At 58.7% G+C, this 17,715-nt stretch carries 18 protein-coding genes; 7 read left to right on the top strand and 11 right to left on the bottom strand.

Annotation, left to right across the window (positions count from 1 at the left end):
- Nucleotides 1–82: 82 nt before the first annotated feature.
- The 3 genes from QUE89_RS04290 to QUE89_RS04280 all read left to right on the top strand — a co-directional run bounded on the left by QUE89_RS04290 (nucleotide 83) and on the right by QUE89_RS04280 (nucleotide 5,183).
- A complete protein-coding gene (locus QUE89_RS04290) occupies nucleotides 83–1,360 on the top strand; it encodes an O-acetylhomoserine aminocarboxypropyltransferase/cysteine synthase family protein (RefSeq protein ID WP_286221986.1) in 1,278 nt (425 codons plus the stop codon).
- A gap of 178 nt (nucleotides 1,361–1,538) precedes the next feature.
- Nucleotides 1,539–2,588 carry a lipoyl synthase gene (lipA, locus tag QUE89_RS04285; RefSeq protein ID WP_286221985.1) on the top strand — a complete coding sequence of 350 codons (1,050 nt, stop codon included), beginning with the start codon at nucleotides 1,539–1,541 and terminating at the stop codon, nucleotides 2,586–2,588.
- Nucleotides 2,589–2,687: 99 nt separating this feature from the next.
- Complete coding sequence (locus tag QUE89_RS04280) at nucleotides 2,688–5,183, top strand: efflux RND transporter permease subunit (RefSeq protein WP_286221984.1); 2,496 nt, start codon at nucleotides 2,688–2,690, stop codon at nucleotides 5,181–5,183.
- A gap of 63 nt (nucleotides 5,184–5,246) precedes the next feature.
- On the opposite strand, the gene QUE89_RS04275 is transcribed toward QUE89_RS04280, so the two are convergent.
- Entirely contained in the window at nucleotides 5,247–5,699 is a 453-nt protein-coding gene (locus QUE89_RS04275) for a Spy/CpxP family protein refolding chaperone (protein ID WP_286221983.1), read from the bottom strand.
- A gap of 241 nt (nucleotides 5,700–5,940) precedes the next feature.
- Between QUE89_RS04275 and ylqF the strand changes: the two genes are divergently transcribed.
- Complete coding sequence (gene ylqF, locus QUE89_RS04270; RefSeq protein ID WP_286221982.1) at nucleotides 5,941–6,873, top strand: ribosome biogenesis GTPase YlqF; 933 nt, start codon at nucleotides 5,941–5,943, stop codon at nucleotides 6,871–6,873.
- Here ylqF and QUE89_RS04265 read toward each other — a convergent pair.
- Both QUE89_RS04265 and QUE89_RS04260 read right to left on the bottom strand, forming a co-directional pair.
- On the bottom strand, nucleotides 6,827–7,597 hold the full coding sequence (locus QUE89_RS04265; RefSeq protein WP_286221981.1) for a helix-turn-helix domain-containing protein: 771 nt from the start codon (nucleotides 7,595–7,597) through the stop codon (nucleotides 6,827–6,829). The two genes, ylqF and QUE89_RS04265, sit on opposite strands and share 47 nt — an antisense overlap.
- A gap of 121 nt (nucleotides 7,598–7,718) precedes the next feature.
- On the bottom strand, nucleotides 7,719–8,252 hold the full coding sequence (locus QUE89_RS04260; protein WP_286221980.1) for an Mpo1 family 2-hydroxy fatty acid dioxygenase: 534 nt from the start codon (nucleotides 8,250–8,252) through the stop codon (nucleotides 7,719–7,721).
- Nucleotides 8,253–8,470: 218 nt separating this feature from the next.
- Here QUE89_RS04260 and fabB point away from each other — a divergent pair, with 218 nt between their 5' ends.
- Together fabB and fnr are read left to right on the top strand one after the other, a co-directional pair.
- Complete coding sequence (gene fabB, locus QUE89_RS04255; protein WP_286221979.1) at nucleotides 8,471–9,679, top strand: beta-ketoacyl-ACP synthase I; 1,209 nt, start codon at nucleotides 8,471–8,473, stop codon at nucleotides 9,677–9,679.
- Between the two features lie 135 nt (nucleotides 9,680–9,814).
- Nucleotides 9,815–10,567, top strand: a complete 753-nt coding sequence (gene fnr / locus QUE89_RS04250; RefSeq protein WP_286221978.1) for a fumarate/nitrate reduction transcriptional regulator Fnr — start codon at nucleotides 9,815–9,817, stop codon at nucleotides 10,565–10,567.
- A 17-nt stretch (nucleotides 10,568–10,584) separates the two neighbouring features.
- Here the strand turns inward: fnr and QUE89_RS04245 are convergent, their stop codons facing one another.
- Nucleotides 10,585–11,460 (bottom strand): sugar nucleotide-binding protein, encoded by an 876-nt coding sequence (locus QUE89_RS04245; protein WP_286221977.1) that lies wholly within the window; start codon nucleotides 11,458–11,460, stop codon nucleotides 10,585–10,587.
- Between the two features lie 162 nt (nucleotides 11,461–11,622).
- Between QUE89_RS04245 and QUE89_RS04240 the strand changes: the two genes are divergently transcribed.
- Nucleotides 11,623–11,979 (top strand): hypothetical protein, encoded by a 357-nt coding sequence (locus QUE89_RS04240; RefSeq protein ID WP_286221975.1) that lies wholly within the window; start codon nucleotides 11,623–11,625, stop codon nucleotides 11,977–11,979.
- A 35-nt stretch (nucleotides 11,980–12,014) separates the two neighbouring features.
- Here the strand turns inward: QUE89_RS04240 and alr are convergent, their stop codons facing one another.
- The 7 genes from alr to rlmB all read right to left on the bottom strand — a co-directional run bounded on the left by alr (nucleotide 12,015) and on the right by rlmB (nucleotide 17,701).
- Nucleotides 12,015–13,091: an alanine racemase gene (gene alr / locus QUE89_RS04235; RefSeq protein WP_286221974.1), complete on the bottom strand. Its 1,077-nt coding sequence runs from the start codon at nucleotides 13,089–13,091 to the stop codon at nucleotides 12,015–12,017.
- Complete coding sequence (gene dnaB, locus QUE89_RS04230) at nucleotides 13,091–14,497, bottom strand: replicative DNA helicase (RefSeq protein ID WP_203301290.1); 1,407 nt, start codon at nucleotides 14,495–14,497, stop codon at nucleotides 13,091–13,093. Before dnaB ends, alr begins: the two co-directional genes overlap by 1 nt.
- Nucleotides 14,498–14,676: 179 nt before the next feature.
- Nucleotides 14,677–15,123: a 50S ribosomal protein L9 gene (rplI, locus tag QUE89_RS04225; RefSeq protein WP_286221973.1), complete on the bottom strand. Its 447-nt coding sequence runs from the start codon at nucleotides 15,121–15,123 to the stop codon at nucleotides 14,677–14,679.
- Nucleotides 15,124–15,143: 20 nt separating this feature from the next.
- Nucleotides 15,144–16,010 carry a YybS family protein gene (locus QUE89_RS04220; RefSeq protein WP_286221972.1) on the bottom strand — a complete coding sequence of 289 codons (867 nt, stop codon included), beginning with the start codon at nucleotides 16,008–16,010 and terminating at the stop codon, nucleotides 15,144–15,146.
- A gap of 26 nt (nucleotides 16,011–16,036) precedes the next feature.
- Nucleotides 16,037–16,267 (bottom strand): 30S ribosomal protein S18, encoded by a 231-nt coding sequence (gene rpsR, locus QUE89_RS04215; RefSeq protein ID WP_007154918.1) that lies wholly within the window; start codon nucleotides 16,265–16,267, stop codon nucleotides 16,037–16,039.
- A 25-nt stretch (nucleotides 16,268–16,292) separates the two neighbouring features.
- Complete coding sequence (gene rpsF / locus QUE89_RS04210) at nucleotides 16,293–16,721, bottom strand: 30S ribosomal protein S6 (RefSeq protein ID WP_286221970.1); 429 nt, start codon at nucleotides 16,719–16,721, stop codon at nucleotides 16,293–16,295.
- Nucleotides 16,722–16,963: 242 nt separating this feature from the next.
- The gene (gene rlmB, locus QUE89_RS04205) at nucleotides 16,964–17,701 is read right to left on the bottom strand and encodes a 23S rRNA (guanosine(2251)-2'-O)-methyltransferase RlmB (protein WP_286221969.1); all 738 of its coding nucleotides are present in this window, start codon (nucleotides 17,699–17,701) and stop codon (nucleotides 16,964–16,966) included.
- Nucleotides 17,702–17,715: the final 14 nt, after the last annotated feature.

Genomic DNA, 17,715 nt, shown 5'->3' with positions numbered 1-17,715 from the left:
GTCAATTCGACGATTTGAAACTCTGTGGCATACTGCTGATCAACACCAATAACTTCAACAAACCACAAGCAAGGAAGTTGCAATGAAACTCGAAACCCTGGCATTGCACGCGGGCTTCAGCGGAGACCCGGCAACCAACGCCGCCACCACCCCGATCTACCAGACCACCTCCTACACCTTCGACGACACCCAGCACGGTGCCGATCTTTTCGACCTGAAGGTACAGGGCAACATCTACACTCGCATAATGAACCCCACCAACGGTGTTCTTGAGGAGCGGATGGCCCAGCTGGAAGGCGGCATTGGCGCCCTGGCCCTGGCCTCGGGCATGGCGGCGATCACCTATGCCCTGCAAACCATCTGCAAGGTTGGCAACAACATCGTCAGCACCAGCCAGCTCTACGGCGGTACCTACAACCTGTTTGCCCATTCGCTGCCCAACCAGGGCATCGACTGCCGTATGGTCCCTCATGACGACTTTGACGCCGTTGAACAGGCCATCGACGACAACACCCGCGCCCTGTTCTGCGAATCCATCGGAAACCCCGCTGGCAACGTGGTGGACATCCAGCGCTGGGCCGACATCGCCCACCGCCACGGCATCCCGCTGATCGTGGACAACACCGTCGCCACCCCGTTCCTGTGCCGCCCGTTCGAGCACGGTGCCGATATTGTCGTGCACTCCCTGACCAAATACATCGGCGGCCACGGCACCACAGTTGCCGGCATCGTGGTGGATTCCGGTAAGTTCGACTGGAAAGCCAGTGCCGACAAATTCCCGATGCTGAACGAGCCGGACCCCTCGTACCACGGCGTGGTGTACACCGAAGCCCTGGGCGCAGCCGCGTTTATTGGTCGCTGTCGTGTGGTCCCGCTGCGCAACACCGGCGCCGCGCTGGCTCCGTTCAACGCCTTCCTGATCATGCAGGGCCTGGAAACCCTGTCCCTGCGCATGGAGCGTCACTGCGAGAACGCGGAAAAGGTCGCCAACTTCCTACAGCAGCATCCCTCCGTGGAATGGGTTAATTACGCGGCGCTGGCCAACAGCCCGTACAAGGCCACCTGTGAGAAAATCTGCGGCGGCAAGGCTTCCGGCATTCTCAGCTTTGGCATCAAGGGCGGCCACCAGGCTGGGGCGAAGTTTATCGACGCCCTGCAGCTAATCTACCGACTGGTCAACATCGGCGATGCCAAATCCCTGGCCTGCCACCCGGCCTCCACCACCCACCGCCAGCTCAGCCCGGACGAGCTCAAGAGCGCCGGTGTGAGCGAGGATCTGGTTCGCCTGTCCATCGGCATTGAACACGTTGATGACCTGATCGCCGACATCACCCAGGCCCTGGACGCCGCCCAGGCCTGATCAAACGGCGCCTTCTCTACCGGGTACGACCAATGTCGTGCCCGGTAACCCCGTGATTGCCCCTACCTGCCTTGTAACTGGCCCCGCCTGCCATTACCCTTAAAGGCTGACCAATTTTTCTGCCTGAATGCCCCATTGCATGTGCCTTAATGCATGCCCAAACGAGAGTCCCGTTGCTATGAGCGACAGCGCAAAACCCCGCATTACCAGTGGTTCCAAATTCCGTAACGAGCACGGCTTTTCCGCCATCAAGGATGGCATCAAACGCAGCTCGGGCGAGACCTCGGAATCCAAACCGGTAGAGCGCAAGCCCAAGTGGCTGCGGGCCAAGATGCCCGGTGGTGAGCGTTACGAGGCCGTTCGCAAAAACGTCAGCGATCACCGTTTGAGCACGGTGTGCCAGGAATCCCACTGTCCGAACATTGGCGAATGCTGGGCAGCCGGTACCGCCACCATCATGGTGATGGGTTCGGTCTGTACCCGGGCGTGCAAGTTCTGTGCAGTGGACACGGGTAACCCCAAGGGCTGGCTTGATCACGACGAGCCGGACAACACCGCCAAATCGGTGGAGCTGATGGGGCTGCGCTACATTGTTTTGACCTCGGTCGACCGGGACGATCTCGACGACGGCGGTGCCGCCCATTACGCGGCCTGCGTGTCGGCCATCAAGCAGCGGACTCCACAGGTGGCCGTTGAAGCACTGACCCCGGATTTCGACGCGGTGATGCCCCACGTAGAAAAGGTGGTGGACTCCGGTCTGGACGTATTCGCCCAGAACGTCGAAACCGTAGAACGCCTGACCAGCCGGGTACGTGACCCCCGTGCCGGCTACGAAAAAACCCTCAGCGTTTTGGCTCACGCCAAGAAACATCGCCCCGGCGTGCTCACCAAGACCAGCCTGATGCTGGGCCTGGGTGAAACCGAAGAGGAAATCCTGAAAACCATGGACGACCTCCGCGCTATCGGGGTGGATATCCTGACTCTCGGCCAGTACCTGCGCCCGACACCGAACCACCTTCCAGTAGAACGCTACGTTACGCCGGAAGAGTTCAACCGATACCGGGAACTGGGCCTGGAAAAAGGCTTTATGGAAGTGCCCTCAGGCCCGATGGTGCGCTCAAGCTATCGAGCCGATAAGGTCTTTGATCAGAACAACCTGGGCCTTGCCGTGCCAGAGGTTCCGCAAGTCGACAACGCCATGCAGATTCCGGTTAAAGCGGTCGACTGATCCGGCGCCGCCAGGCGCCAAACAAAGCCCGGCCAAAGGTCACAGTTCGCGGCACTTTGTGGCACACTCTGCACTCGTTTTCAGCTGAGTAGTTGCTTCATGAACCGGTTCGGTACCCTGTACGATCGCCTGATCCTTGCTCGTCCCCTGGTAGTTCTGGGTATTTTTGCTCTTCTGCTGGCCGTGGCTGCCGTCAAATTCGGCCAGTTCCGGCTGGACGCCTCGGCCGAGTCCCTGGTGTTGGAGAACGATCGGTCACTGGAGCAGTACCGCAAGGTCAACCGTCGCTTCACTACCTCCGACGATTTCCTTATCGTCACCTACACTCCCGAGAGTGAACTTTTTTCCGAGGACGGGCTGGGGCGGCTTCGGGCCCTGCGCGACGAACTGCAGGCCCTGCCCGCAGTGGGCTCCACCAACAGCATCCTGAACGTCCCCCTCCTGCACAGCCCCGAGCTGACTCTGGACACCGTCGACGCCGAAATCAAGACCGTAGACGAGGACATGGTTCCACCAGACACCGTCCGCGCGGCCCTGCTGGACAACCCGCTCTACCCCAACCTGCTAATCAGCGAAGATGCGCGGACCACCGCCATTCAGGTCAACTTGCCGACCCCGGAGCGGTATTTTGAACTGCTGCGGGAGCGGAACCAGCTGCGTGACAAGGTGGAGGCAGGCAATGCCTCAGCTGCCGAGCAGGAGCAACTCGAAGCGGCCCAGCAAGCCTTCATCGGCTTCACTGAAACCCAGGGTGCGGAGCGCGACGCCACCATTGGGCGCGTGCGAACCATCCTCGACAGCTACCGTGACGGCGCCGAGATCCATCTTGGCGGCGTGCCCATGATCGTGTCGGACATGATTCGCTTCATCAAGAATGACCTGTCCACCTTCGGGCTGGGGGTGCTGGCGTTTCTGGTGCTAACCCTGGTTATCATTTTCCGCCAGTGGCGCTGGGTGCTGGTGCCACTGCTGTGCTGTGGCTTTACCGTGTGGCTGATGATCGGTTTCCTGGGCTGGGCCCAGTGGCCAGTTACCGTGATTTCCGCCAATTTTATTGCACTGCTACTGATCATGACCCTGTCCCTGACCATCCACCTGATGGTGCGGTACCGGGAATTCCAGCATGACGACACCGAGGCCGATCCCAGGGAGGTTCTGCGGCAGACCCTGACGGCGATGTTCAAACCCTGCTTCTACATGGCCATCACCACCATTGTCGCCTTTGGCTCGCTGACTTTCAGCGGCATCCGCCCGGTGATCGACTTCGGCTGGATGATGACCCTGGGCCTGACCGTTGCCTTCCTGATCACCTTCCTGATCTTTCCGGTATTGCTGCGGCTACTGCCACCCAAGGCGGACTGGACCGTCACCTCTGACCGGGTGCCGTTTACCGATATCTTTGCCCGCTTCACCGAGCGGTTTGGCAAGAGCGTGCTAGTGGGCTCGGCGGTCATCGCCGTGCTGTGTGCCATCGGAGTCAGCAGGCTGACGGTGGAAAACAGTTTCATTGACTACTTCAAGCCGTCGACCGAAATCCATCAGGGCATGATCACCATTGACGACCGCCTGGGTGGCACCACGCCCCTGGACATCGTGATTACCGACGACCCGGCGCCAGAGAGCGCCAGCGCCGACAGCGACCCGTTTGCCAGCAGTTGCGATCCTTTTGTTGAGGATTGTGGCGACGGCGAGGAATATCGGGATACCTGGTACACCTACCAGAAAATGCAGCGTCTGGAGCAGGTGCACGATTACCTCGATAGCCTGCCGGAAACTGGCAAGGTACTGTCGATCACCACCACCCTCGATATTCTGGCCCAGATCAATCAGGGCGAGCCGCTGGATGCGCTGGAGCTGGCCTTTGTGCCGGCGGCAGTACCGGACGATCTACAGGACACCCTGCTGACACCCTACATTTCAGAAGAGCACGATCAGGCCCGGTTCAGCATCCGGATCCTGGAAACCATGCCAGAGCTGCGCCGACAGGCCCTGCTGGATCGCATTCGAACTCACCTGACAACGGAACTCGGCTACGAAGAGGATCAGGTGCTGTTTGCCGGCATGACCGTCATGTACAACAACATGCTGCAGAGTCTGTTCGATTCCCAGATCAAGACCATCGGGGCGGTGTTCGTGGTAATCACCATCATGTTCCTGCTGCTGTTCCGCTCGCTCAAGCTGGCCCTGATCGGCATTGCCCCCAACCTGATTGCCGCCGGCTCGGTATTGGGCCTGATGGGCTGGCTCGGAATTCCGCTGGACATGATGACCATCACCATTGCGGCCATTACCGTTGGCATCGCTGTGGACGACACCATCCACTACATCCACCGGTTCAAGACCGAGTTCGCCAAGGACCGGGACTACCTCGCCACCATGCATCGCTGCCACCGCAGTATCGGCCGTGCCATGTTCTACACCTCGCTAACCATCGTCGCCGGATTCTCGATCCTGGTGCTGTCCAACTTTATCCCGACCATCTACTTTGGGCTGTTCACCGGCTTCGCCATGTTCATGGCGTTACTGGGCGCATTGACCCTGCTTCCGCGACTGATCATTCTAATCCGTCCCTTCGGTCCGGGCGCGATCGAATAAAGGCACAAAAAAGGCCGCATCCGGGGATGCGGCCTTTTCTCTGTTCAGCGTAACCCGATCGGTTTACTGACCCTGCATCTGCTGCTGCATCATCTGCTGCTGTTGCTGACGCTGCTGCTGCATCTGCTTCATCTTTTTGTCCAGAGTGTCGCGCTGTTCTTCGGTGAACACACTGTCCACTTTCGCCTGCATCAAGGTGGACAGGGCTGCGATTTCTCCGGTTACATCACCAAGCTCTTCGGCGTTGTCACGGATTGAGTCCTCGTCGTACTCCGCCTTGATCTCTGACTGCATCTGCTGCTGCAGAGCGCGGGCTTCCTGGCGCAGTTCGTCAATCTTGTCCTGCTTGTCATCGATGATGCCGCGGATCTCGGTTTGCTGATCATCGGACAGGCCAACCATCTGCGCCAGCTGATCCACCTGATCCGGCTGACCACCGGCGGCTTGCTGTGCAACCGCAGGCGAGGACAGGCTCAGTGCAACAACAGCGGTACCAAACATCTTTGCGAGCTTCATAGAGTTCTCCGTTATCGGGGTGGCCACAATTTAAAACCACCGATTCATGCCAGTTGTGTTGTTCAGGTTGTACACCCTAAAACATCACGACGCCGATTTTCACCCCGATATCCCTTCTTTTTGTACATATTTCCCGGCCTGTTAGCGCTCAGCCCGCCACACGCGCGGGCCGAAACAAATGTGAAAATTTGGTCATTCCCCTTCATAATGGCGCCGACCAACGACCTCCGGAGTATATGAGATGGCTATTAACTGGTTTCCAGGGCACATGCACAAGGCCCGCAAGGAGATCAAGCAGGTCATGCCGCAGATGGACCTCATCATTGAGGTGCTGGATGCGCGCATCCCGTTCAGCAGTGAAAATCCGCTGGTACCTTCCCTGCGTGGCGACAAACCACTCATCAAGGTGCTGAACAAACGAGACCTGGCCGATCCGGAGATCACCCAGCAGTGGCAAAACTGGCTTGAAAAGGAACGGGGGGTGCGCACCATCACCCTGACCCACAACCAGCGCAACGAAGCCCTGGGCATTCTCAAGCTCGCCCAGGAGATGACGCCCGACCACGACCGTCAGAAAAGCGCCCTGCGGGTGATGATCCTGGGCATCCCGAACGTGGGTAAGTCCACCATCATCAATACCTTGGCAGGCCGGCCCGCGGCCAAGACCGGCAACGAGCCAGCGGTGACCCGGGCGCAGCAGGCCATCAAGCTGCCGGACAACATCCTGCTCTACGACACCCCCGGCTTCCTCTGGCCCAAGCTGTCGCCGGAGGCCTGTGGTTATCGCCTGGCAGTGACCGGGGCCATTCGCAGCTCGGTGCTGGATTTTGAAGATGTCGCGCTGTTCGAGGCGGATTTTCTCCGCCAGGCCTACCCGGAACTGATAAAAAACCGCTACGGTTTTGACGAACTGCCAGTCGATGGCCTGGCGGTCATGGATGGCATTGCCGCCAAACGCCGGTTCTTTGGTCGCGGCGGCGTACCAGACCTGCACAAGGTGTCAGAGGTTCTGTTAAATGAATTCCGGGCCGGCACCCTTGGACGGGTGTCACTGGAGACCCCGGCTATGGTCGAGCGAGAAGCCGAGGAGGCGGCCCGGGTCGCCGCCGAAAAGGCCGAACAGGAAGCTACGAACGAGAAGGGGAAGAAGAAGGGCCGCAGCGGCAAACGGTGAACGCACCGGTGGTCACGTATTCCGAGGGCATGGCATCGAACATGCCCCGGGCCGTGCGGACAAAATGGGGCTGGTCGTAGAAGCCTGCATCCATCGCCAACTGGGACATCGACTTGCCCCGCTCCCATTGGGCCAAAACCTGGTTCATTTTCAGGTGCAGCAAAAAGCGCCGCAAGGTCACGCCGGTTTGCTGCCGGAACAAATGACTCAGCCGCGACGACGACAACCCCACTGCCTGCGCCAACAGGGCGACATCCACCTTGTCCGGCAACTGGCTACGGAGCTCGTCACAGATCTTCCGCACTCTCCTGTCCATAGGCTCCGGCGGGCCACCCAATTGCTTTACTGCGCTCGACAGAGCCTGCAAGGCTGCTTGGCAATCACCGGGTCCCGCGCCGTGCAGGCTGGCCCGGGTTACCGAAATATCCACCGAGGACTGATCCCCCAGCCGGTGCTGAAGTGCCCGCCAGAAATCACTGTCCGGATCGAGCTGAGCACACCACATCCGGGTATCACCGGGATCAAGGGATTGTTCAACGTCCGGCGCCACCAGCGCAGCCGAGGTCGTGCGCCAGTGACCAGCAACCTGCAATCGGAAGGGGCCGTCGAGGCCGACCAGCCACGACGCACTGATGTGCCGATGAGGTCGGTTCGGTATCAGGTGCCCGATCACCTGCCAGTGATCGGGCCAGAGGAACAAGGTGCCACGCGGCGAATGGTGCATATCCGGGCCGGTTATCTGTTGGTTGGGATGCCCAAAGCATACCTCAGGACAGCCGTTTCTCCAGCCCTCGTGCGACCGCCCTACGTGCCATCCGGGAAAACGGCGCGGGAAATTAAATCACTCAGTGACCCGGAATCTGTCCCTCAGCGTGGTCTTTGCCGTGGCTGCGCTGGGCATGGGGCACAGGCAAACCAAGCTTGGATGCAAACTCGATACTGACAAAGATTGGCCCGATCAGCAGGAACACCAGGTCTTCCACAAACGATGGTTTTTTGCCTTCGATCTTGTGGCCATAGACCTGCAGGGCCCAGGCCGCGATCCATACCACGAGGCTGGTCCAGAACAGTGACCACCCGGCGGCGATGACACCCTGGATGATTAAGGCCGAGACCGCGAACCAGCCGGCCATCAACACAAACACTCCGACCGACAGGCGCAGGTAGACCAGGCCGGAGATCGCGGCCAGCAGGGTCGCGCCATTCACCCATTCGCCCGTTGTGCCGGTCAGGCCTAGCCAGCTACCGATAGGAATCAGCCAGAGTAGGCCGAGGGTAGAGAACACGATGGCGGGCACACACACGATGTGGACCCATTGGTTGAAATTGTTCTGGTGGCTGTCGCCATAATCACCCAGGAACTGCGCCAGTGTACGCATAAGCAGATCTCCGCTGTTGTTGTCGTTAATAACCGCCACTGTAACAGGGGCCCGGGCTTCAACCTTGTACGTAACGGCTATCCTGCGATCTACCAGACCAGCCTCCTGCCCCTTACCAAGGTCAAATATCCCGGGCCTGGCAAAGGGCCTACACTGGGGGACAACAGCATTGATCGCATGACGTCGCCCCACCCGGGCGAGTCGCACAGGAGGAATGTATGAGACGCGTTGTCGTCACCGGCATGGGCATTGTGTCCTGCCTCGGAAATTCGCTGGATGAAGTGCTGGACAGCCTGAAACACGGCAAATCCGGCATCCGCTTCAATGAAACCTATAAAGAAAAGGGCTTCCGCAGCCAGGTTTCAGGCTCGCCAGACGTGGACACCTCGGTGATCGATCGCAAGATGCGACGTTTCATGGGGCCCTCGGCCATGTACAGCTATTTGTCCATGGAACAGGCGATCGCCCAGGCCGGTCTGACCGAAGACCTGATTTCCAATGACCGCACCGGCCTGATTGCCGGTTCCGGTGGTGCGTCCTGCTCCAGTCAGGTCGAAGCGACCGACATCATGCGGGAAAAAGGCGTCAAGCGTATTGGGCCTTACATGGTGCCGCGGATCATGACCAGCACGGTATCCGCGTGTCTGGCCACCGCTTACAAGATTCGGGGCGTGAACTACTCCATGTCGTCTGCCTGCGCCACCAGCGCTCACTGCATCGGCCACGCCATGGAGCAGATTCAGGCGGGCAAGCAGGACATCGTTTTCGCCGGTGGCGGTGAAGAAGAGGACTGGAGCCTGACCATGATGTTCGACGCCATGGGTGCTCTGTCCACCAAGTACAACGATGCGCCAGCAACGGCCTCGCGCCCGTTCGACAGCGGCCGTGACGGCTTTGTTATCGCCGGGGGCGGTGGCATGGTTGTTTTGGAAGAGCTGGAGCACGCCAAAAAGCGCGGCGCCAATATCATTGCCGAATTGACCGGCTACGGCGCTACATCTGACGGCTACGACATGGTCGCGCCCTCTGGCGAGGGTGCCCAGCGCTGCATGAAGCAGGCCATGGCAACCATCCGCGGCAAGGTTCAGTACATCAACGCCCACGGCACCAGTACGCCAGTGGGCGACGTAGCTGAAATGGGCGCGGTACGCGACACCTTTGGCGCAGACGTACCGGCCATTTCCTCGACCAAATCGCTGTCCGGGCATTCCCTCGGCGCAGCGGGCGTGCACGAAGCCATCTATTCACTGCTAATGCTGCAGAACGGTCTGATTGCCGGCACTGCCAACCTGAACAATGTCGATGACAAGATCAGTAACATGCCACTGGTCGGCCCGGCGGCGCAAAACGCCGAGCTCAGCACCGTCATGTCCAACAGCTTTGGCTTTGGCGGCACCAACGCCTCATTGGTGTTTGAGAAACTGTAATACTGATTGGCATGACAGGTCTTAGGGCCTGTCATGCCTCGCCCGTCCCAATGCCCCTGCCTGCCATTCTCATTGGCAAAGCCCCGCTTTCGTATTATGGTAAGACATTGATCAGGGTCAATTTGGACGATCGTCATGGCCAACACACTACCCTTCCGCCAGGTCCCTGCCGCTCTGAAAGCCTCCTGCCATACGTGCAGTCTTAGCAACCTGTGTCTGCCGCTGGCCATCAATGAAACCGATCTTGAAAGCCTGGAAGACATTGTCCAGCAAGGACGAATTTACAACCGGGGTGAGCACATCTTCGATCAGAGCACACCCTTGCGCTCCTGTTTCGCCGTACGCAGTGGATCAGTCAAGACATCGATGGTTTCGGAGGATGGTGAAGAGCAGATAACAGGATTTTTCCTACCCGGAGAGCTGGTGGGTCTCGACAGTATGGGCGGAGATTACTACGCCTGCACCGCCAAAGCCCTGGAGCGAACCAGTATCTGCGAGTTCCCGGTTCAAAAGCTGGAGGAGTTAACAACCCGATTACCCGACCTTCAGCATCACATGTACCAGCTAATGAGCCAGGAAATTCAGCACAGCCACCAGCTGACTATGTTGTTAAGCAAGAACACCGCAGAAGAACGCATCGCCGCACTGCTGCTGTCGCTGTCCAGCCGTTTTCAACGCAGACGCCTGTCCGGCACCCGTTTCGACCTACCAATGGCGCGCAACGATATTGCCAACTTCCTGGGCCTGGCGGTTGAAACCGTCAGCCGGGTGTTTACCCGCTTTCAGAATCAGGGCCTGATCAAGGCCAGTGGGCGTGAGGTTGAGTTACTGGATGTACCGGCACTACAAGGGATTTCCCGGGAATTATCCCGGCGGGTTTGCCCCTAGCAGGCTGCTGACAGGGCTTAGTCGACCGACGCTTTCTCATCCTGCCCGTTCTGCGCCTTCATCATGGAGAACTCTTCCATCAATCCAGAGCGCCAGGGTAGCTGCTTGATGCCGAATGTGTTGCGGATCTTGGTGCAGATCAACGTGGTGTTAACAGGCTCCAGATGCCCCCAGCTCGGCACCTCATCAACCACCCGGATATCTTCGGGAATACCTGGCAGCCCCGCGATGGACAGCCCCAGCTCATAAAGGTTGATCTCCTCGGCACCGGCATACTGAAACGTACCCCAGACCTCGGCACCGCAATCGATCTGCTGAATCACCGCTGTGACCACCCGGGCAAGATCCCGGACCGCCACCGGCTGGCCACGGCAGCGGCCCGGCAACATCAGGGTTTCGCCGGATGCAGTGCTGGCCTGAACCTTGCGAATAAAGCGGGCCAGACTCCAGCCGGTGCGCAGAATAATATGCCGGGGCAACAAAGTCCGAAGGGCCTGCTCGCATTCCCACTGCCAATTGCCCAGCTCGTTACAGGGATGCCCCGGGTTCGAGGTGATATAACCCGTTTGCTTGCGTCCATCGAACACATAGCACGACGACAGCTGTAACAATGCCATGCCACGATCACGGGCAAACTCGGCGATCGCTACGGGCAGGGAAAAGGCAGCCTTATGAGTGCTCTCAGGATCATTCTGAGCCACTTCCGGATCAGACAGCCACAGCGCATTAACAATCAGATCGGTGTCTTCCGGAATCCAGTTCTCCAGGGCATTGAGATTGGCACCGGCAGGATCGCTGACCAGCAATGGGCTTACCTGTAGCGGCGTCTCGCGTAGACGCTCCAGCACCAATTTGCCCAAGGGCCCATAATCATGAACAACAAGCACGTGCACGAGGGGTCAAAGCCTCCAGAACTTCACTGATTTGACGGAATGGCCCAACCGGTCTGGCCAATGGTTAACGGAGATCGGTCTCTACAATAACAGCCAACTACAAGCGCTGGCAGTTTTTCTCTTTACCTTTTCTTTCAACAGTCTACAACAGCAGGATCCGAGATGCTGAAACAACAGAGCCACATCGTGGCACCGATTCCGGACGAACTGCGTACCCGGGCACTCTATACCGTGGAACAGCTGCGGGAGCGCGGCAAAGCCGACAAGGTCGCCATCGACCAGCTGTTTGACCTCATTGTGGAGTTGACCGACGCAGGTCTCGACTTCTTTTTCCTTGAACCACTGCGCCGGCTGAACGCCAGCAGCATGATGATGGGCATGGCCAGGGTAGGCACCAGCAGTATGCTCAAGGGCAGCAAAATGGTGGTACAAAAGGTTCTGAAAAAACTGGACGATCGAAGCCTGGCCGCGATGCTGGATTTCATTGCAGAAATCATTCATGAGCCGGAACCGGCCTGAACCAGTCCACGCTAACGGCTACAACAAGCTATCAGCTATAAATAGACCCGTGGCACCCGAGCCGTGATGCCCGTCAGCAGCTCATAGGAAATGGTACCGGCGCAACTGGCCACTTCATCCACGGCGACGGTTCCACCCCAGAGTTCTACCAGGTCACCGGCCCTGGCATCGGGCGCGTTGCTCAGATCCACCGCGAGCATGTCCATGGACACCCTACCCAGCAGCCGAATCCGCTGGCCATTGACCGCAGCGGGCGTGCCGGTACCGGCGTGGCGCGGGTACCCATCGCCATAGCCAATAGCCACCATACCCATCGGGGTATCCCGGTCGGCCACAAAGCCGGCACCGTAACCAATCGACTCACCGGCACGAACCGTGCGGGTGGTGATCAGCGGTGCTTCCAGCGACATCACCGGTTTTAGGCCCAGCTCCGGGCCGGTCTGAGCCAGCTTTGGTGAGCCGCCGTAGAGCATGATGCCGGGCCGGCTCCAGTCATACAGGGGCTGATCGTGGATGAAATGGGCGGCGGAATTACCGACGCTCTTCATCAGTTCGGGCCAGGCGGCAGTGGCTTGTTCAAAACACAGAGTCTGTTCCCTGGTCATTGAGCTGGCATTGTCGTCGGCGCAGGCAAAATGGGTAACGAAACCAAGCAATCCCGGGCGAGCGCCCATGGCATCCAGGCGTGTCATCACCTGCACCAGCTCATCGGGCTGGAAGCCGAGCCGATTCATACCACTGTTTATCTTGAGCCAGAACGCCGGTCGGGCGCCGGTCTGGGCCAACCAGTCTAGCTGATGATGGCCGTGCACCACCGGCTCGAACCCCCGCCGGGCACACAATTCAAAATCTTCCGGGGCGTGCACGCCCTGCAACATGACCACCGGTTGCAGCAGACCGGCATCTCGAATGACCTCCGCCTCACCGAGACAGGCCACTGCGTATTTGGGGGCGTCGTCGGCCAGGGCCTGAGCCACCGGCACAATGCCATGGCCATAGCCATCGGCTTTCACCACCGCCATCGACAGGGCCGGCGCGGCGCGCTCGGAAGCCAGCCGGTAATTATGGCGCAATGCCTCCAGATCAATGCGGGCAACGGTACTGCGCGGCATCAGTATTCACCACCATAATCGCCGTAGTTACCATGGGCGAGATCCTCGAACTTGGTGAACTTACCGATAAATGCCAGGCGAATGGTGCCGATCGGGCCGTTCCGCTGCTTACCGATAATGATCTCGGCAATACCCTTGTCCTGGGTGTCTTCGTTGTACACCTCGTCCCGGTACACAAACATGATGACATCGGCGTCCTGCTCGATGGCGCCTGATTCCCGCAGGTCCGAGTTCACCGGACGCTTGTTGGGCCGTTGCTCCAGGCTTCGGTTAAGCTGGGACAGGGCCACCACCGGGCAACTCAATTCCTTGGCAATACCCTTCAGGGACCGGGAAATTTCGGAGATCTCAGCGGTCCGGCCTTCGGTGTTGCCGGGCACCCGCATCAGCTGCAGGTAGTCGACCATGATCAGGCCAATCTTGCCGTCGTTTTCCCGGGCAATCCGCCGGGCCCGGGACCGCATTTCGGTCGGGCTCAGGCCCGGGGTATCGTCGATATACAGTGGCTTGTCCTTGAGTAGGCTCACTGCCGAGGTCAGGCGGGGCCAGTCATCTTCTTCGAGCTTACCGCCCCGGACCTTGGTCTGGTCGATCCGGCCAAGGGACGACAGCATCCGCATGGCCAGAGCATCCGCGGGCATCTCCATACTGAATACCAGCACCGGGGTACCGCTACTGATCAGTGCATTTTCAACAATGTTCATGGCGAAGGTGGTCTTACCCATGGAGGGCCGCCCTGCCACGATAATCAAATCGGCCGGCTGCATACCGGAGGTCTGGTCATCCAGATCCCGAAACCCGGTGGTCAGGCCAGTGGTCTGCTCACCGGATTCAAACAGTTCTTCAATCCGGCTCAGGGTCTTGGTCAGGATCGGGTTGATCCCCTGCGGGCCAGAACCTTCCTTGACCCGGGATTCTGCAATCTGGAATACGTTGCGTTCAGCCTCATCCAGAATCTCGTTACTGTTGCGGCCCTGGGGGTTGAAAGCCGAATCCGAGATCTTGCCGGACACTTCCACCAGTTGGCGCAGCACCGATCGCTCGCGGACGATATCGGCATAGGCCCGAATATTGGCAGCACCCGGAGTTTTCTCCGCCAGTTCGGCCAGGTACGCCAGGCCGCCGGCATCTTCGATATCCCCGGCACGCTCCAGGAATTCCGCCAGCGTGACCACATCCAGGGGTTCACTTTCGCTGGCCAGGCGCTCCACTGCCCCGAAAATCAGACGATGATCCTGGCGGTAGAAGTCGCCAGCGGAAATGATTTCCGACACTTCATCGAACCGACGGTTATCGAGCATCAGGCCACCCAGCACGGCTTGCTCGGCTTCAACCGAATGCGGTGGCACTTTGATGCGACTGGTTTCCAGATCACTACTGGCGGGTTTCAGATTGGGCTTGGCCATAACAACGTCTTCTGATGGGTAACACGAATGGTCCAGTTTACGGGGAACGCTTCGGGTTTGGGAGAGGCTGAGAAAAAACTAAGAATACCAGAAAGCAACGGGCCCGAAACCGTCGCCGGTTCGGGCCCGTTCAATCAAGCTAGGCCGGCAGTGCCGGCCAGGCTGGACGCTGCGACAAATTACGCCGCAACAACCGCCAGCTTAACAGTCACTTCTACGTCAGAGTGCAGCTGCAGCTCGATTTCGTACTCGCCGGTCACGCGAATCGGACCTTCGGGCAGACGAACTTCGCTCTTCTCGACGTCAGTACCACCAGCGGTGATCGCATCAGCGATGTCACGCACACCGATAGAACCGAACAGCTTACCTTCTTCACCAGCTTTCGAGCTGATGGTGAAGGCTGCGCCTTCCAGAGCTTCAGCGCGTGCCTGGGCAGCAGACTGCTTCTCGGCAGCGGCTTTTTCCAGCTCGGCGCGACGCTCTTCGAACGCCTTCAGGTTTGCTTCGGTGGCAGGTACAGCCTTGCCATAAGGAAGCAGGAAATTACGACCGTAACCGGCCTTAACCTTTACCTTGTCACCCAGGGAGCCAAGGTTTGCAACTTTCTCGAGCAGAATAACTTCCATCTCGTTAACCTCTTCGTGCTTTATTCAGCCGGCCCGGCAGGCGTTATACGCTTCCGGATATCCAGCCAGCTATCCACAAAAGCCAGAACCACTAACAGAATCATCAGGCTTGGGCCCAGCAAAACCAGCGCAATGTAGAACAGCACCAGCCACTGACCACTCAGCTTTTTACGTCCAACGATGCCATGAGTCAGGGCCAGGCTCGCCAAAAACAGCGGTGTCCCGGCTACCCAGACCAGCAACATGGCATTCAGCCCGAGTACCGGGCCAATCACCATGGTGACTGCACACACCACCGCAACGGCGGGCGACAGCTTCAGGGCATGAAATTCCGTGCGGAATCCACCGGGGTTATAAAGCCCCGCCTGCCACGACCTGGCCAACATCGTCATACCGATACCAGTCGCCAGGTAAGTCCCGGCCATACTGGCATTCATGGTGTCCCGAATAACCTGTTCCAGGTTGTCCCCGAGGGTTTGGGCCACATCGGCATTGTACTGTTCGTAAAAGCTGACCCCGGCCTGGACCAAATCGTCCAACAATCCGGGGTAGATCACCGGCAGCATAAGCCCGGTGACAATCGCCAGAAAGCTCCCTCCGAGAAGGGCTCTTTCCCAGGACAGCGTGGTTCTGAGCACTGACGCCATCAGCATTACCTGAAGCAGTACCGCCAGAGCCGTCGGGTCTTGCCCGAACCAACTCCAGCCGAGTGCCGGAAGCAATGCCCAGAGGCCGATATTAAGCCCCTGACTGATGCCAAGCCTGAGAATCACCAGGCCGACAACCGCTGCGCCAATCCAGAACAGCAAAGGTACCGCAGTTGTGACTGCTGCTACCGCACTGGCCTGAAGGGGACCGCGCATTACAAATTGTGCGAGTGCACGCATGGTCCCAAGTCCTGTTTATCTGTTACTTAGTTATCGTGGCTGTCCGAGTACGGCAGCAGTGCCAGGTAGCGGGCACGCTTGATAGCGGTAGCCAGCTGACGCTGATAACGTGCTTTGGTGCCGGTGATGCGGCTGGGCACGATTTTGCCGGTTTCAGTGATGTAGCCTTTCAGGGTGTCCAGATCCTTGTAATCGATCTCTTTAACACCTTCTGCCGTGAAGCGGCAGAATTTACGACGTCTGAAAAAACGAGCCATAACTTAACTCCTCAACTCCGGTTAATTACTCTTCTTCGTCCTGGGTCTCAGCTTTCTGACGGTCGTTTTGACGATCATCAGTTTCTGCTGAACGACGCGGACGGTCGTCTCCGCCGGAACGACGGTCCTCACGGGACTCGGCAGCTTTCATCGGAGACAGATCGGTAACAGCTTCATCGCGACGCAGAATCAGTTCGCGAATAATGGCATCGTTGAACCGGAAGTTGTGAGTCAGCTCGTCCATCGCGGCCTGTGAACATTCAACGTTCATCAGCACGTAGTGAGCTTTGTGAATCTTGTTGATCGGGTATGCCATATGACGACGGCCCCAATCTTCCAAGCGATGTACCTGACCGCCATCTTCGGTGATGACGCCGGTATAACGCTCGATCATCGCGGGCACTTGCTCGCTCTGATCCGGATGTACCATGAAAACGATTTCGTAGTGACGCATGAGTTCTCCCTACGGTTTAAACAGCTTTCTTTTTGACCGCCACTTCAAATATCGGCGGCAAAACGCGAAAGCAAGGAGGTGACAGCCTTAGCTGTCGGTTTCTTTTTGCTTTATCAATAAGGCTTTACGAGAAAGGCTTGATCAAAAGCGTGGCTGGTAATGCCTGACAAACAGACAATACAAAGCCACCCCTTGGAAAAGGGGTGACGTATTCTAGGCGGACGGGGGCTTCTGTGCAAGGGTTAACCAAGGCGCTGGCGCAGTGCCTGGTATAGGCAAACACCCGTAGCCACGGACACATTCAGGCTGTCGACATGCCCCAGCATGGGGATATTGATGAGCTGGTCACAATGCTCCCGGGTCAGCCGGCGCATGCCCTTGCCCTCGGCCCCCATCACCAGCGCGACCGGGCCCTTGAAGTCGGCCTGAAACAGCGTTGCATCCGCCTCACCGGCAGTACCAATCAGCCAGACCCCTTGATCCTTCAGGGTTCTCAGGAACCGGGCAAGGTTGGTGACCCGCACAAACGGCACGGTTTCCGCGGCGCCACAGGCTACCTTTCGAGCGACCGGCGTCAGGGACGCGGACTTGTCTTTCGGCACAATCACCGCCTGTACACCCACGGCATCGGCGGTGCGCATGCAGGCCCCCAGGTTGTGGGGATCGGTGACGCCATCCAGCACCAACAGGAACGGCGGCTTGTCACTGCCGGCCAGCTGGGCCAGCAAGTCGTCTTCGGTCCATTCCCGGCTCTCGCTGACCGCAGCCACAATGCCCTGGTGCACACCAGATACGCGCTCATCCAGCTCACGACGGTGGACCACCTTCCAGCGCACGCCCAAACCATCGAGCGCATCGGTCACGCTTTTGACCCGCTTATCCTGTCTGCCGGTCTGAATCCAGACCTGCTGCAATCTCTCGGGCTCACGCTTGAGAACAGCCTCAAACGCGTGCCAGCCAAACACAAATTCTCCGGACACTGACTCTGCTTCCT

It is taken from the genome of Marinobacter sp. LA51 (assembly GCF_030297175.1).
GTDB lineage: Bacteria > Pseudomonadota > Gammaproteobacteria > Pseudomonadales > Oleiphilaceae > Marinobacter > Marinobacter apostichopi.
The sequence above is the reverse complement of the archived record's forward strand: the minus strand, read 5'-3'. Positions and strand labels throughout refer to the sequence as shown.

What these genes read in the sequence shown, in the direction of transcription:
- ylqF (WP_286221982.1), top strand. Translation starts at nt 5,941, where the DNA reads ATGGCTATTAACTGGTTTCCAGGGCACATGCACAAGGCCCGCAAGGAG.
- QUE89_RS04240 (WP_286221975.1), top strand. Translation starts at nt 11,623, where the DNA reads ATGCTGAAACAACAGAGCCACATCGTGGCACCGATTCCGGACGAACTG.
- QUE89_RS04290 (WP_286221986.1), top strand. Translation starts at nt 83, where the DNA reads ATGAAACTCGAAACCCTGGCATTGCACGCGGGCTTCAGCGGAGACCCG.
- QUE89_RS04275 (WP_286221983.1), bottom strand. Translation starts at nt 5,699, where the DNA reads ATGAAGCTCGCAAAGATGTTTGGTACCGCTGTTGTTGCACTGAGCCTG.
- rpsR (WP_007154918.1), bottom strand. Translation starts at nt 16,267, where the DNA reads ATGGCTCGTTTTTTCAGACGTCGTAAATTCTGCCGCTTCACGGCAGAA.
- QUE89_RS04220 (WP_286221972.1), bottom strand. Translation starts at nt 16,010, where the DNA reads ATGCGTGCACTCGCACAATTTGTAATGCGCGGTCCCCTTCAGGCCAGT.
- rplI (WP_286221973.1), bottom strand. Translation starts at nt 15,123, where the DNA reads ATGGAAGTTATTCTGCTCGAGAAAGTTGCAAACCTTGGCTCCCTGGGT.
- lipA (WP_286221985.1), top strand. Translation starts at nt 1,539, where the DNA reads ATGAGCGACAGCGCAAAACCCCGCATTACCAGTGGTTCCAAATTCCGT.
- QUE89_RS04280 (WP_286221984.1), top strand. Translation starts at nt 2,688, where the DNA reads ATGAACCGGTTCGGTACCCTGTACGATCGCCTGATCCTTGCTCGTCCC.
- alr (WP_286221974.1), bottom strand. Translation starts at nt 13,091, where the DNA reads ATGCCGCGCAGTACCGTTGCCCGCATTGATCTGGAGGCATTGCGCCAT.
- fnr (WP_286221978.1), top strand. Translation starts at nt 9,815, where the DNA reads ATGGCCAACACACTACCCTTCCGCCAGGTCCCTGCCGCTCTGAAAGCC.
- fabB (WP_286221979.1), top strand. Translation starts at nt 8,471, where the DNA reads ATGAGACGCGTTGTCGTCACCGGCATGGGCATTGTGTCCTGCCTCGGA.
- rpsF (WP_286221970.1), bottom strand. Translation starts at nt 16,721, where the DNA reads ATGCGTCACTACGAAATCGTTTTCATGGTACATCCGGATCAGAGCGAG.
- dnaB (WP_203301290.1), bottom strand. Translation starts at nt 14,497, where the DNA reads ATGGCCAAGCCCAATCTGAAACCCGCCAGTAGTGATCTGGAAACCAGT.
- QUE89_RS04265 (WP_286221981.1), bottom strand. Translation starts at nt 7,597, where the DNA reads ATGCACCATTCGCCGCGTGGCACCTTGTTCCTCTGGCCCGATCACTGG.
- QUE89_RS04260 (WP_286221980.1), bottom strand. Translation starts at nt 8,252, where the DNA reads ATGCGTACACTGGCGCAGTTCCTGGGTGATTATGGCGACAGCCACCAG.